Here is a 14,569-nt window from a genome sequence, read left to right as displayed (position 1 = left end):
AGGTGTCAGTGGCGAACCGTACGCTCGCTCCTGATGACCGCACACCGTGAACCCTCGGGATCCGCCGCGCACCGCTCCACCGTGCGCTCGCTGCTGCGCCTCGCGCCGTTCGTCCGCCCGGCGCGCGGCAAGCTGCTCATGGGCATGGCCGTGGCCCTGGTGGCCTCGTCGATGAGCCTGGTCGTCCCGCTCGCCCTCAAGCAGATCGTGGACGGCCCGATCGCCGCCCGCGATCCGTCGGGGGTGTGGCTGGGGGGCCTGGCGATCCTGGTCCTGGGCCTGCTGGAGGCCGGTCTGATCGGGCTGCGGCGGCTGCTGCTGGCGCAGCCGCTCGCCGAGGTCGAGGCGGCCATGCGGTCCGCGCTCTACCGGCACCTCCAGCGGCTGCCCGTCTCCTTCCACGACCGCTGGCCCTCGGGCCAGTTGCTCTCCCGCGCCACCACCGACCTGATGCTGCTGCGGATCTTCCTGGCCTTCGTGCTGACGTTCCTGACGGTCAACGGGCTGACGATCTGCATCGGTTTCGTCATCCTGCTGCTCCAGCAGTGGACGCTGGGGCTGGTGCTGCTCGCCCCGGTCGTCCCCCTCGTCGTCCTCTGCCACTACTTCGAGGAGCGCTACTCCTTGGCGGCGCGCACCGCCCAGGACCAGGTCGGCGACCTGACCACGGTGGTGGAGGAGAGCGTCCTCGGCATCCGCGTCACCAAGGGCTTCGGCCGGCACCGCGCACAGGAGCGCGCCTTCGCCGCGCTCTCCGCCCGGCTGCGGACGACGGAGCTCCACAAGGCCGGTCTGCTGGGCGCGCTCTGGGCCCTGATCATGATCCTGCCGGAGCTGGCGATCGGCGCGGCCCTGGTCCTCGGCGTCCGGCAGGTGGCCGACGGCGCCCTGACGGCCGGTGCGCTGGTGGCCTTCCTGTCGACGGCCCTGGCCCTGCGCTGGCCGGTGGAGTCGATGGGCTTCCTGCTGGCGGTGGCGAACGAGTCGGCGACGGCGACGGAGCGGTACTTCGAGGTGCTGGATGTGCCGGTGCCCGGCGCGGGCGCGGAGCCCCGGGCGGCGGGGCCCGTGCCGGACACGGCCGCGCCCGGGCCGCGCGGGACGCCCGGTGCGGCAATCTCCGCCACCTGTACCGCCGTTGACGGCGGGCGCGGCAGACCGGGCGCCGGCGCGACTCTCGTGGGGCGCGCCGCCGCCGACGGCGGACTCCGCCTGGAGCGCGTCGTGTTCCGCTACCCCGACGCCCCGCCCGGGTCCCCGCCCGTCCTCGACGGAGTCGACCTGCATGTGCGGCCCGGGGAGACCATGGCCCTCGTCGGGGCCACCGGCAGCGGCAAGACCACGCTGACCGCGCTCGTCCCCCGGCTCCACGAGGCCACCTCCGGGCGGATCACCCTCGACGGGCGGGACATCACCGCGATGCCCCGCGAGCGGCTGCGCGAGCTGGTGTCGATGGCCTTCGAGGAGCCCACCCTGTTCTCCGCGAGCGCCGGGGAGAATGTGCTGATGGGGGCTGCGGACGCGCAGGAGGCCGAGCTGGCGCGGGCGTTGGCCGTGGCCCGGGCGGACGGGTTCGTCGCCGCGCTGCCCCAGGGCCACCGCACCCAGGTCGGCGAGCAGGGCCTGAGCCTCTCCGGAGGGCAGCGGCAGCGGCTCGCCCTGGCCCGGGCCGTGATCGGCAGCCCCCGCTTCCTCGTCCTGGACGACCCGCTGTCCGCCCTCGACGTGCACACCGAGGCCCTCGTCGAGCGGGCGCTGCGCGAGGTGCTGGCGACCACGACCGCCCTCGTCGTCGCCCACCGGCCCTCCACCGTGCTCCTCGCGGACCGGGTCGCGCTCCTCTCCGGCGGCCGGATCGCCGCGGTCGGCACCCATCACCAACTGCTGCGCACCAACGAGGAGTACGCCGCGCTGATGACGGGCCCGCTCCCGGGGCGGCCCGCGGAAGGAGACGCGCCCCGATGACCTCCACCGTCACCGGCCCGCCGGAGACCGAGGACGGGCGGCGGCCCGGCCCCGGCGAGGACCCCGTCGCCCGGGACGCGCTGCCCGCCCCGAAGGGCGCCTCCCTCGCGCTGCTGCGCTCCCTGCTCGCCCCGGTCCGGGGGCGCGTCCGGCTCACCCTGCTCCTGCTGCTGCTCCAGCAGGCCGCCGTGCAGACCGGCCCGCTGCTCGTGGCGTATGCGATCGACCGGGGCGTGCCCGCCGTCCGCCGCCACGACTACGGGCCGCTCACCGCCGTCGGCGCCGCCTATCTGGGGTGCGCCCTGGCCTCGGGCCTGCTCCAGCTGGCCTTCATCCGGGTGTCGGCCCGCGCCGGCCAGGACGTCCTGCTCGACCTGCGCGGCCGCATCTTCCGCCACGCCCAGGCCCTCAGCGTCGACTTCCACGAGCGCTACACCTCCGGCCGGATGGTCTCCCGCGCCACCACGGACGTGGAGAACCTGCGCGAGCTGCTCAACGACGGCCTCCAGGAACTGCTGGGCATCGTCGCGTCGGTGCTGCTCGTCTCGGCGACGCTGCTGTGGCTGGACCCGGGCACGGGGGCCGCGGCCGTTCTCTCCTTCGTCCCCCTCGCCCTGGCCGTCCGTGCCTACCGGCGCCGTTCCCTGGACGTGCACCGGCGCCGGTCCACGGCGACGGCGGCGGTGATCGTGAAGTTCACCGAGACCATGAACGGCATCCGGCCGGTGCAGGCGTTCCGCCGCGAGGCCGCCAACGAGACGCACTTCGACGAGCTCAACCGGCGCCACCGGCGGACCAACGCGGACGCGATGATCGCCATGGGCCGCTATGTGCTGACGACCCGGGCCCTGGCCAACACCGCCCTGGCGGTGATCGTGGTCTGGGGCGCCCACCGGGTCGCCGCCGGCTCGCTGGAGCTCGGCGTCCTGGCGGCCGCCGTGCTCTATCTGCGGCGCCTGTACGACCCGCTGGACCAGCTCGGCATGTTCCTCAACTCGTACCAGGCCGCGGCCGCTTCGCTGGAGAAGATCGCCGGGCTGCTGGCCCAGCGGCCCTCCGTGCCGGAGCCCGCCGCCCCGGTGTCCCTCCCGGAGCGTCCGGCCGGGTCCCCGGGCCGCGAGGTGGTCTTCGAGGCGACGCGCTTCGCCTACCGCACGGGCGGCGAGGTCCTCCCCCGCTTCGGTCTCGCGCTCGCCGCCGGGCGGACGGTGGCGGTCGTCGGCTCGACGGGCGCCGGCAAGTCCACCCTCGCCAAGCTCCTCGCCCGCTTCTACGACCCGACCGAGGGCCGGGTCCTCCTCGACGGCGTCCCGCTGGGCGACCTGTCGGCCGCCGAACTGCGGCGGAACGTGGTGATGGTGACGCAGGAGGCGTTCCTCTTCTCCGGGACGGTCGCCGACAACATCGCCGTCGGCCGTCCCGGCGCCACCCGGGCGGAGATCGAGCGGGCCGCGAAGGACATCGGCGCCCACGACTTCATCGCCGCCCTGCCCGACGGCTACGACACGGACGTCCGCAAGCGCGGCGGCCGCATCTCCGCGGGCCAGCGCCAACTGGTGTCCTTCGCCCGCGCGCTGCTGGCCGACCCGGCCGTCATCGTCCTCGACGAGGCCACGTCCTCCCTGGACATCCCGGGCGAGCGGGCGGTGCAGCGCGCCCTGCGCACGGTGCTGCGCGGGCGGACCGCGGTGGTCATCGCGCACCGGCTGTCCACCGTGGAGATCGCCGACCGGGTGCTGGTCATGGAGGGCGGCCGGATCGTCGAGGACGGCACCCCGGCCGAACTCGTGGCGGACGACGGCTGGTTCGCCGAGCTGCACCGGGCGTGGCGGGAGAGCCTGGTCTGACCCTTACCGCCCCACGGGCAGGGACACGGGTGCGGTGAGCCGGTCCGCACCCAGCGGGACGGGGACGGCAGCGAAGATCGCGTCCTGCTGCGCCTGGAGCTCCCGGGCCCGCTCGGGGGTGGTGGTGGGCAGGCGCTGCTCCTCGTACAGCTTGTGCGTGACCTCCTGGGCGTGCTTGCTCGCCGGGGTGTGGAACTGGACCTCGAAGAGGTGGTGCGAACGCGGCGCGCTCCACGCCGAGTTGATCGCCTTGTAGCCCTTGGGGCGCTCCCAGGTGTTCGACCACCGGCTGCTGTCGTTGCCCCAGGCGGACAGCACGGCGGAGGCCGCGACAACGCCGGCGGTGTAGCGGCCGTCGGGCCACTGGAGGGTGTAGCGCACCGAGTCCCGGATCCCGGCCAGCGCCTCGTTCACCCCTTCGCCCGGGTGCTCCTTCATCGAGGTGGCGACCTTGCGCTTGAGCGAGTCGGGCGACTTGAGGCGGTGGTCGAAGCCGATCAGCTCGGCATGGCCGATCCGGGCGGCCGCCCGCACCTGGGGGCTGATGGAGCGCTCGGCCTTCCTGGCCCGGTCGAGGAAGGAGTCGACCGTGGCGTTGTCGGCGGGGCTCAGCGACAGGCCGTCGCCGTGCCAACCACCGTCGTCCCCCGTCCGGTTGACCGTGGAGGCGCTGCCCGCTCCGCCGGCCGGGGAGGTCGCGGCGGCCGTATGGACGGCGCCCATGCCGAGCGCCGCGGCCATGGCGGCGGCGGTCACGGCCCGTGAAACAGTGCGGCTGAGGTTCATGGGTGAGTGTCGTTCCTCTCTCTCGTCAGGCGGCCCCGGCAGGCAGTCCCGGCAGGCAGCCCTGCGGAGAGACTCAACACGAACGCCCCCACCAGGTGACGCCATCGACCGCATCCGGACAAACCTTGACCGGGATCCGCCCGCTATGCGGACAGCGATCTTTGGCCAACGGACGCTTTCCGGCCAACTTGTCGATGCACTCCTGACATGTACCTGGCGCCGTGGCACTCTTCCCACGACCAGCGCTGGAACACCCCCACAGGTTCAGCCCCCCCCACACCGGTCGAACTCCCTCTTTTCTCCCCCTCACTTCCTTTTCTCCACTGGTTCTGCCGTGAACAGCGGACGGCCCCCGAGCCGCCCCCTCTCCCATCGGCCACCACCACCCGTGTGGTCACCGCAGAAGGAGTCAGCGTGAGATCCACCCCCCATAGACGTGCCGTCGCCATCGGAGCCCTCGTCGCCGCCGGAGCCATGCTCACCGTCGGCGTCCAGACGAGCTCCGCCACCACCGGCACGGACACCGCGAAGCCGGCCCCCCGCCAGAAGATCCAGAAGGCCGACCCGGGCGCCCAGCCCGCCAAGCTGTCGCCCGCACAGCGCGCCGAGCTGGTGCGCCACGCCGACGCGACCAAGGCGGAGACCGCGCGGACCCTGGGCCTCGGCAAGAAGGAGAAGCTGGTCGTCAAGGACGTCGTCAAGGACAACAACGGCGCCCTGCACACCCGTTACGAGCGGACCTACGACGGTCTGCCCGTCCTCGGCGGCGACCTGGTCGTCGACTCCACGAAGGCCGGCAAGGTCTCCACCGTCGCCAAGGCGACCAAGCAGCGGCTGGCGCTCGCCACGACGACACCGTCCCTGGCCCCCGCGGCCGCCGAGAAGTCCGCACTCAAGGCCGCGGGCGCCCAGGGCTCCAAGGCGTCCAAGGCCGACAAGGCGCCCCGCAAGGTCGTCTGGGCCGCCCAGGGCAGGCCCGTCCTCGCCTACGAGACCGTGGTCGGCGGCGTCCAGCACGACGGCACCCCCAGCCGGCTGCACGTGATCACCGACGCGGCGTCCGGGAAGAAGCTCTTCGAGTTCCAGGACGTCAAGACCGGCACCGGGAACACCCAGTACAGCGGCCAGGTGACCCTCGGCACCAGCAAGTCGGGCAGCACCTACCAGCTGTGGGACCAGGCCCGCGGCGGCCACAAGACGTACAACCTCAACCACGGTTCGTCCGGCACGGGTTCGATCGTCACCTCGCCCAACGACACGTTCGGCAACGGCACCAACAGCGACCCGGCCACGGCCGGCGCCGACGCGCACTACGGCGCCCAGCTCACCTGGGACTACTACAAGAACGTCTACGGCCGCAGCGGCATACGCGGCGACGGCGTCGGCGCCTACAGCCGGGTCCACTACGGCAACAACTACGTCAACGCGTTCTGGGACGACAGCTGCTTCTGCATGACGTACGGCGACGGCCAGAACAACGCCAAGCCGCTGACGGCGATCGACGTCGCGGCGCACGAGATGACCCACGGCGTCACCTCCGCCACCGCCAACCTCACCTACAGCGGGGAGTCCGGCGGCCTCAACGAGGCCACCTCCGACATCATGGCCACCGCGGTCGAGTTCTGGGCCAACAACCCCAGCGACCCCGGCGACTACCTGATCGGCGAGAAGATCGACATCTTCGGCAACGGCAAGCCGCTGCGCTACATGGACAAGCCCAGCAAGGATGGCTCGTCCAAGGACGCCTGGTACTCCGGCCTCGGCGGCATCGACGTCCACTACTCCTCGGGCCCGGCCAACCACTGGTTCTACCTGGCCTCCGAGGGCAGCGGGCCCAAGGACATCAACAACGTCCACTACGACAGCCCGACCTCCGACGGCCTGCCGGTCACCGGCATCGGCCGCGAGAACGCCGCGAAGGTCTGGTACAAGGCCCTGAGCGAGCGCATGCGCTCCAACACCAACTACGCGGGCGCGCGCGACGCCACGCTCTGGGCGGCCGGCGAGCTGTTCGGCGTGGGCAGCGAGACGTACAACAACGTGGCCAACGCCTGGGCCGCCATCAACGTCGGCAGCCGCGCCTCCACCGGCGTCTCGGTGACCAGCCCCGGCGACCAGACGAGCGTCGTCAACCAGGCCGTCTCGCTCCAGGTGAAGGCGAGCGGCACCACCGGCTCGCTGACCTGGTCCGCCAGTGGGCTGCCGGCCGGGCTCACCATCAACTCCTCGACCGGCCTGATCTCCGGCACCCCGACCACCACCGGCACCAGCAATGTGACAGTGACGGTCAAGGACGGCTCCGGCAAGACCGCTTCGGCGTCCTTCAAGTGGACCGTCAACACCACGGGCGGCGGCAGCGTCTTCGAGAACGGCACCCCGGTGGACATCCCGGACGCCGGCCCGGCCGTCGCCTCGCCCATCGTCGTCACCCGCAGCGGAAACGGTCCGTCGGCGCTGAAGGTGGACGTCAACATCACCCACTCCTACCGCGGTGACCTGGCGATCGACCTGGTGGCCCCGGACGGGAAGACCTGGCGCCTGAAGGACTCCGACGCCTGGGACTCGGGCGCGGACGTCAACGAGACGTACACCGTGGACGCCTCCGCGGTGACGGCCAACGGCACCTGGAAGCTCCAGGTCCAGGACGTCTACTCGGGCGACTCGGGCCGTATCGACAAGTGGCGGCTGACCTTCTGATCCGGTTCTGATCCGGTCCTGATCGGTTCTGATCCGGTCCTGATCCGACGGCCGCACGCCGCTGGACCGGGCGCCGTCCGGGGTGGGCACGACTCCCCCGGGCGGCGCCTCCGTGCGTACCCGGGGAAACAAGCGGAATAGGCAATTCGCCCCAATTGCCCGCCAAATCCGAAAACTTCGCCGAATCTTTACCAAACCGCAGCCACAGGCGCCTCGATATTCACAGGAAAGCGCACGCGGGTTCGAGCAAACTGACGCTCGGTCGTGACCTCCGCGACCGGCACTCTTCACCTGCCAGGAGCTTGTGTGCGCCACACCCGTACAGCCCGTCGTCCCGCCGTCGCGGCGAGCGCGGCCACCATCGCCGCTGCCCTGATAGCCACCGGCTTCACCGCGGTTCCGGCCCAGGCCGCCGGCGCCGAGGACCCCGCCAAGGCCCTGCGCCTCGGCGCCAAGGAGAAGCTCGTCGAGCGCGGCACGATCACCGACGAGGACGGCACCGTCCACACCCGCTACGAGCGCACCTACGAGGGCCTGCCGGTCCTCGGCGGCGACGTGGTCGTCCAGCAGTCGGCGAACGGCAAGGTCGAGGACGTCACCAAGGCCACCGAGGAGACCATCAAGGTCCCCACCACCCGGGCGAAGATCCCCGCCCCGGCCGCCGGCCGCACCGCGCTCGCGGCGGCGAAGAAGGACGACGGCGCCGGCGCGTTCGTCCGCAACCAGGCCCCGCGCAAGGTCATCTGGGCCGCCGGGGGCAAGCCCGTCCTGGCCTACGAGAGCGTCGTCGGCGGCGTCCAGCACGACGGCACCCCCAGCGAGCTGCACGTGGTCACCGACGCGACCACCGGCAAGAAGCTGGACGAGTACCAGGCCATCGAGACCGGCTCCGGCACCGGCATCTACAACGGCAAGGTGCCCGTGGGCTCCGTGAAGGCCGGCGGCAAGTTCTACATGCAGGACAAGTCCCGCGGCGGCCACGTCACCTACCACGCGAAGAACAAGAACGGCGGCAACAGCTTCCCGGCCTTCGCCAACTCCCGTGACGTCTGGGGCAACGGGAAGCAGTCCAACGGCCAGAGCGCCGCGGTGGACGCCCAGTACGGCGCCGCCAAGACCTGGGACTACTACCTCAACGTCCACAAGCGCAGGGGCATCCGGGGCGACGGCCGCGCCGCCAACTCCTTCGTCCACTTCGGCAAGAACTACAACAACGCGTTCTGGTCGGACGAGGCCTTCGCCATGGTCTACGGCGACGGCAAGGGCGACAAGAAGCCGCTGACCTCCCTGGACGTGGCCGGCCACGAGATGACGCACGGCGTCACCTCGGCCACCGCGCGCCTGCGCTACGAAGGCGAGTCCGGCGGCCTCAACGAGGCCACCTCCGACATCTTCGGTACCGCCGTCGAGTTCTACGCCAAGAACGGCCAGGACAAGGGCGACTACCTGATGGGCGAGAAGCTCGGCAAGCCGCTGCGCTACATGGACAAGCCCAGCAAGGACGGCCGTTCGGCCGACTACTGGAGCCCGAACGTCGGCCGGCTCGACGTCCACTACTCCTCCGGCATCGCCAACCACTTCTTCTACCTGCTCGCCGAGGGCAACGGCAAGAAGACCATCAACGGCGTCGCCTACAACAGCCCGACCTGGGGCGGCAAGAAGGTCCGCGGCATCGGCCGCGGCGCCGCCGAGAAGATCTGGTACCGGGCGCTGACCCGCTACATGACCTCCACCACCAACTTCAAGGGCGCGCGCTCCGCGACCCTGAAGGCGGCCCGTGACCTGTACGGCACCAAGAGCGGCCAGTACAAGTCGGTCCAGGCGGCCTGGGACGGCGTGAACGTCAAGTAGTGCCCCGCGGCGAGCGGTTGCCCCCTTCCGGGGCACCCGCTCGCCGCTCTCTTTTTTGCTCCCTCTTTTTGTTCCCTCTTACGATCTGGAGCCCCCGCGTGCCCCGTCCCGCCCTCGCCGCCAGTGCGGCCGCCGTCGCCGCCGCCCTCCTCGCCACGGGCGTCGCCGCCACCCCCGCCTCCGCCGGGGACCCGGCCGATGCCCTGCGCCTGGGCGCCAAGGAGAAGCTGATCCCGCGCGGCACCGTCACGGACCCCGACGGGTCCGTCCACACCCGCTACGAGCGCACCTACGAGGGCCTGCCGGTCCTCGGCGGCGACCTGGTCGTCCACAGGACCGGGAACGGCAAGGTCGAGGACGTCACCAAGGCCACCGAGGAGACCATCAAGGTCCCCACCACCCGGGCGAAGATCCCCGCCCCTGCGGCCCGCCGCTCCGCCGTCGCGGCGGCGACCGCCGACGCGCCCGCCGGCCAGGAGCCGCGCAAGGTGATCTGGGCTGCCAGGGGCAAGCCCGTCCTCGCGTACGAGACCGTCGTCACCGGCCGCCAGAAGGACGGCACGCCCAGCCGCCTGCACGTCGTCACCGACGCCAACAGCGGCAAGCGGCTGTTCGCCTACGAGGCCGTCCGCAGCGGCACCGGCAACAGCCAGTGGAGCGGCAAGGTCAAGGTCAACTCCGTGAAGTCCGGCAAGAACTTCGTCCTCAAGGACACGGCCCGCGGCGGCAACCAGGTGTTCAACGCCCGCCACAAGGTGATCGGCCAGGGCACGTTCCCCGCCTTCAGCAACCCCACCGACACCTGGGGCAACGGCAAGGGGTCCATGCCCCAGACCGCCGCCGTCGACGCCCAGTACGGTGCCGCCGCGACGTGGGACTACTTCAAGTCCGTGCACGGCCGCAAGGGCATCCGCAACGACGGCAAGGGCGCCCCGTCGTACGTCCACTACGACGACAACATGGACAACGCCTTCTGGGACAACGACAACTTCTTCATGGCCTACGGCGACGGCCCGGGCAACAAGCGCCCGTTCACCTCCCTGGACGTCGCCGCCCACGAGATGAGCCACGGCGTCACCGGCGCCACGGCCGGCCTCTACTACTACGGCGAGTCCGGCGGCCTCGACGAGGCGACGTCCGACATCTTCGCCGCCATGGTCGAGTTCCACGCCAAGAACCCCAAGGACCCGGCCGACTACCTGTTCATGGAGAAGCTCGGCGCGAAGCCCGAGCGCTACATGGACAAGCCGAGCAAGGACGGCCACTCGGCCGACTACTGGTTCAAGGGCCTCGACGACCTCGACCCGCACCTCTCCTCGGGCGTCGGCAACCACTTCTACTACCTGCTCGCCGAGGGCAGCGGCGCCAAGACCATCAACGGCGTCAAGTACAACAGCCCCACCAAGAACGGCAAGAAGGTCACCGGCATAGGCCGGGGCGCGGCCGAGAAGATCTGGTACAAGGCGGTGACCGCGTACATGACTTCGACGACCAACTACAAGGGCGCGCGCTCGGCGACCCTGAAGGCGGCCCGTGACCTGTACGGGACGAAGAGCGTGCAGTACAAGACGGTTCAGGCGGCGTGGGACGGCGTGAACGTCAAGTAGGGCCCGGAAACTTCGGAGGGCCCTGCCGTACGGCGGGGCCCTCCTCGGGGCTCTGCCCCGAGGCTCGCTTGGCCGCCACAGCGTCGGTGTAGAGCTCCCTGGTCAAATCCTCCAGGTCGACTCCCAGTTCGCACAGAACGGTACGCAGGTCGTCGAGTGCGTCGGCGACTTCGCTCTCGTTCACCAAGGTCTCCAGTTCCAGAAAAGTTCCGTCGAGCTCGGCCACCGTTACCAGGGTTGCGAGCATTCTCCTGCCATGAGCCTCGAACTCGTGGTTCCGGCAGTGCTTCTTGAAGGCGATGACCGGAACATGACCCAGGCCGTGCAGGATGGCATGGGCTGCCTCGGCCGATGCCACCGCCGTCTCGTGCTCCGGCTTGGAGCCGGACTCCTCGCCCACAGAGGCTTCCTTGAAGGTGAGCACGGTCCGGACGGAACTGTCGCTGCGGACCGTACGGACACGAAGTTCCTGACCTGCCTTCTCCAACGCCATGTCCGGCCGGTCGTAGTAGGTGTCCTTGTACTCCTCGATGCGGGCCGGGGCGCGATCGTCGAGTTGTCGCATGACCGCCTCCGGCGCATGTACGCGGGCCTTCAGCTCTGCTTCGATCACGAGTTCCCTCCGATCAGGTGTGCGCACTGGCGCCGACCAACCCATTGATGCGCATGGGCCCCATGCGGGTAGGCAGTTGGTGCCGGAAGCCGTCTCCGGCGGGAGTACCGTCCTGGTGACGAGCAGAACGGAGTTCAGCATGCCAGGTCGCATCGAAGAGAACGCCGGGGCACGGATCGCGAGGGCGCGCAAGCGGCGCCGTCTCACTCAGCGCGAGCTGGCCGACAGGAGCCACGTCTCGTACAGCACCCTGACGAAGGTGGAGCAGGGGTACCTGCCCGCGAGTCCCTCCGTGATCGGCGCGCTCGCGCGCGCCCTGTCGCTTCCCGTGACCGAACTGACCGGGCAGCCCTACCTGGCGGAGCTGCGTCAGGACCAGTTGGACGGGCTGATCCAACCGATCCGTGAGGCGCTCGACCTGTATGACCTGGGAGCCGATCCGGAGCTCGTTCCGCGCGGGCTCGGCGAGTTGACCCAGGAGGCGGACGAACTGTGCGCGCTGGTGCGGGCGACCGACATCAGGCGGGTGGCCGCCGAGCTGCCGTCCCTGATCCGTGAGGCGACCACGGTCGCACACACGGACGGCACGACCGAGGCATGGCGGATGCTCGCCTCCGGCTACCGGACCGCATACGACGTGGCCACCAAGCTGGGGTTCATCGACCTGTCGGCCATCGCCCTGGACCGTCTGGAGTGGGCGGCCCAACGGGCCTCCGACCCGGTGCTGGGCGGCATGCGGCAGTACCTACGGGCGTTGGCCTACCTGCGGGCCAGCGACTATCGCACCGGGAAGCGGCTGGTCGGGCTCGGGATGTCCCGGCTGGAGCAGGCGGAATCCGGGCGCGAACGCGACGTAGTGACGGGCCAGTTGCATCTGGGGGCCGCGGTGCTGGCGGGCCGCGACAAGGACGGGGAGACCGCGGAAGGGCACCTCGCCGAAGCCGGGCGGATCGCCGGGCGCACCGGACCGGCCGAGAAGGTGCACTGGCTGTCCTTCGGTCCGGCCAACGTCGCGGTGCACCGCGTGAGCATCCTCGCCGAACTGGACCGGTACGGCGAGGCCGTCGAGCAGGCGGAGGAACTCAAACTGCCCGGCGGCTGGCCGCCGTCCCGGACAGCCCACCATTACGCCGAGGTGGCCCGCGCCCAGTTGTGGACCGGACGTACGGAAGCGGCTTTCCGCAACCTGCTGGAGGCCCGCAGGCTCGCGCCCCAGCAGACGCGATACCACCCGACCGTCCGTGAGACGTACGCCGGTCTCGAGTCGGCGAAACGGCGCATGCCGGATGACTTCATCAACTACGGTGCCTGGCTGGCCTCATAGCGGAATGTGAATCCATGGCCGGGGCTGTCAGGGGGCTCTGATAGTTCCGGCACCATTCCGTCAGCACGATGTGACGACCCGCACGCCGACAGTGCATGGAGTCGCACATGCCCCTACGCCGAACCCCGCAGGAACGGGCCCGTCGGGCCCGGCTCGCCGACGCCGCAGCAGGGGCCGAGCACGATCCGGAACCCGCCGCCGGGTGCGACGTCTGCGTCGCCCTGGACCGGCAGCGCAAGGAGGCGCAGTGGTCCGGCGACTTCTCCCGCGTCGTCGACTGCAACGTCGAGTTGCGCCGACACCCGCATGGAGGCCGCCCATGAGCCGGTCCCAAGCCATGAGCGGGCGCTACTCGACGCTCGATCACCCCGGGGCCCGGTGGCTCGTCTCCCGGGCCGTCCGCCCCCGGGAGATCCATGAGGCGTGGGCCATGGGACGGACACCCAGCATCGAGGTCGGACGGCGGTTCGACGTCATTCACTTGTCCGCCAAGGCAGTTGAAGACCGGATCCTCGGCACCCGCACCGATGAAGCGATCGAGGGGGCGTTCCGCGCCGTCGGCATCGGGCAAGGCGTCATCGTCTCGCGGCAACGGGACGTCCACAGCGTCCTCGTACGGGCGGGCACGGCCCGGACCTGGGACGCGCCCGGCACAAGTGCCGTCGGAGTCGACGACCATCTGCGCTACCTGCGCGTTCCCCATCCGGGGCGGCGGGAGGGCCCCGGCGCGTTCTGGCTGCTGCCCGCCCCGGAACGGGACGAAGCACTCGCCACGGCCGGACAGGTCCACACACTGACCGCACCGCCCGAAAGGTCCCGCATCACCTGGGGGTTCACATCACCCTCGTCACGGCACGTCGCCCCGACGGAGGCTCCGCACGCCACCACAACCTCACTTGAACGCGTTCAAAAACAGGTCTACAGTCACAGCCGTCAACAGCTTTTGAACACGTTCAAGAAGGAGTGAGGACCTTGGACCTCACCGTCGTCTCCTACGCCATCTACCTCGCCGTCAGCATCGGCCTCACCGTCTGGGTGGCCCGCACCCTCAGCCGGAACGGGCGGGTCTTCCTCGCCGACGTGCTGCACGGGAACGAGAAGCTGGCGGACGCCGTCAACCACCTGCTCGTGGTCGGCTTCTACCTCGTCAACCTCGGCTTCATCGCGCTGTATCTGCGGGACGACGGCACGATCACCGACACCCGCGGGGTGTTCGAGGCGCTGTCGCGGCAGCTCGGGGTGGTGCTGCTGGTCCTCGGCCTGATGCACCTGGGCAACGTCTTCGCGCTCAACAAGATCCGTCGGCGCGGGCTGCTGGAGCGGGAGCAGAACCCGCCGGTGCTGCCGCAGGCGTACACGTACCCGCAGGCGCAGGGATGACGGCGACCGCCGTCGCCGGGGGCGACCGGGGCGTTGGAGGGGACGTCCCGGCCGTCCGCCGACTGACCGTGCTGTATGACGCGCGGTGCCGGCTGTGCGTCTTCGTACGCGACTGGCTCGTCCGCCAGCGGCAGCTCGTACCGCTGGACCTGGTGCCCGCCGGGTCGCAGGAGGCCCGGCGGCGCCTGCCGGGCCTCGACCACTCCGCCACGCTGGAGGAGATCACCGTGGTCGGGGACGGCGGGCAGGTCTATACGGGGGCGGCCGCCTGGGTCACCTGCCTCTGGGCCCTGAACGCGTACCGGCCGCTGTCCCACCGGCTCGGCACCCCGTCGGGGATGCGCCTCGCGCGCAACGCGGTGCTGGCCGCGGCGAAGTACCGCCGGGCTCAACAGCAGCGGCAGCCCGGCGGCTGGGAGGAGTACCGCCCCCTGACCAACTGGGCCCCGATCACGCCCCCTGCCTGCGACAGCACCTGCGCCGTGCCCGATTAGGCTCT

The 14,569-nt window shown here is 70.8% G+C and carries 12 protein-coding genes; 10 read left to right on the top strand and 2 right to left on the bottom strand.

Going from position 1 to position 14,569, the window contains the following annotated elements; translation table 11 throughout:
• Positions 1 to 33 precede the first annotated feature (33 nt).
• Positions 34 to 1,965, top strand: coding sequence for an ABC transporter ATP-binding protein (locus tag AB8735_RS26145; protein WP_372409755.1), 1,932 nt, complete (start codon positions 34 to 36; stop codon positions 1,963 to 1,965).
• Complete coding sequence (locus tag AB8735_RS26140) at positions 1,962 to 3,812, top strand: ABC transporter ATP-binding protein (protein ID WP_372409753.1); 1,851 nt, start codon at positions 1,962 to 1,964, stop codon at positions 3,810 to 3,812. The genes AB8735_RS26145 and AB8735_RS26140 overlap by 4 nt, the downstream gene beginning before the upstream one ends.
• A 3-nt stretch (positions 3,813 to 3,815) precedes the next feature.
• On the opposite strand, the gene AB8735_RS26135 is transcribed toward AB8735_RS26140, so the two are convergent.
• Positions 3,816 to 4,598: an ATP nucleotide 3'-pyrophosphokinase gene (locus AB8735_RS26135; RefSeq protein ID WP_372409751.1), complete on the bottom strand. Its 783-nt coding sequence runs from the start codon at positions 4,596 to 4,598 to the stop codon at positions 3,816 to 3,818.
• A gap of 474 nt (positions 4,599 to 5,072) precedes the next feature.
• Between AB8735_RS26135 and AB8735_RS26130 the strand changes: the two genes are divergently transcribed.
• The 3 genes from AB8735_RS26130 (at position 5,073) to AB8735_RS26120 (ending at position 10,753) form a co-directional block, all read left to right on the top strand.
• The gene (locus tag AB8735_RS26130) at positions 5,073 to 7,295 is read left to right on the top strand and encodes a M4 family metallopeptidase (RefSeq protein WP_372409750.1); all 2,223 of its coding nucleotides are present in this window, start codon (positions 5,073 to 5,075) and stop codon (positions 7,293 to 7,295) included.
• 306 nt (positions 7,296 to 7,601) lie between these two features.
• On the top strand, positions 7,602 to 9,146 hold the full coding sequence (locus AB8735_RS26125; protein ID WP_372409748.1) for a M4 family metallopeptidase: 1,545 nt from the start codon (positions 7,602 to 7,604) through the stop codon (positions 9,144 to 9,146).
• A gap of 98 nt (positions 9,147 to 9,244) precedes the next feature.
• Positions 9,245 to 10,753 (top strand): M4 family metallopeptidase, encoded by a 1,509-nt coding sequence (locus tag AB8735_RS26120; RefSeq protein WP_372409746.1) that lies wholly within the window; start codon positions 9,245 to 9,247, stop codon positions 10,751 to 10,753.
• Here AB8735_RS26120 and cyaB read toward each other — a convergent pair.
• Positions 10,746 to 11,366, bottom strand: coding sequence for a class IV adenylate cyclase (gene cyaB, locus AB8735_RS26115; protein WP_372409744.1), 621 nt, complete (start codon positions 11,364 to 11,366; stop codon positions 10,746 to 10,748). The genes AB8735_RS26120 and cyaB overlap by 8 nt on opposite strands.
• A 139-nt stretch (positions 11,367 to 11,505) precedes the next feature.
• Between cyaB and AB8735_RS26110 the strand changes: the two genes are divergently transcribed.
• From AB8735_RS26110 to AB8735_RS26090, 5 genes are all read left to right on the top strand, one after another.
• A complete protein-coding gene (locus tag AB8735_RS26110; protein ID WP_372409742.1) occupies positions 11,506 to 12,690 on the top strand; it encodes a helix-turn-helix domain-containing protein in 1,185 nt (394 codons plus the stop codon).
• A 107-nt stretch (positions 12,691 to 12,797) separates the two neighbouring features.
• Entirely contained in the window at positions 12,798 to 13,013 is a 216-nt protein-coding gene (locus AB8735_RS26105; protein WP_344019438.1) for a hypothetical protein, read from the top strand.
• On the top strand, positions 13,010 to 13,657 hold the full coding sequence (locus tag AB8735_RS26100) for a hypothetical protein (RefSeq protein WP_372409740.1): 648 nt from the start codon (positions 13,010 to 13,012) through the stop codon (positions 13,655 to 13,657). Before AB8735_RS26105 ends, AB8735_RS26100 begins: the two co-directional genes overlap by 4 nt.
• Positions 13,658 to 13,662: 5 nt before the next feature.
• Positions 13,663 to 14,070: a hypothetical protein gene (locus AB8735_RS26095; protein WP_372409738.1), complete on the top strand. Its 408-nt coding sequence runs from the start codon at positions 13,663 to 13,665 to the stop codon at positions 14,068 to 14,070.
• Positions 14,067 to 14,564: a thiol-disulfide oxidoreductase DCC family protein gene (locus AB8735_RS26090; protein ID WP_372409737.1), complete on the top strand. Its 498-nt coding sequence runs from the start codon at positions 14,067 to 14,069 to the stop codon at positions 14,562 to 14,564. Before AB8735_RS26095 ends, AB8735_RS26090 begins: the two co-directional genes overlap by 4 nt.
• Positions 14,565 to 14,569: the final 5 nt, after the last annotated feature.

Origin of the sequence: Streptomyces luteireticuli (assembly GCF_041519305.1) — a bacterium.
In the GTDB taxonomy this organism is placed as follows: domain Bacteria; phylum Actinomycetota; class Actinomycetes; order Streptomycetales; family Streptomycetaceae; genus Streptomyces; species Streptomyces luteireticuli.
This window is presented reverse-complemented; position numbering and strand designations above follow the sequence as displayed.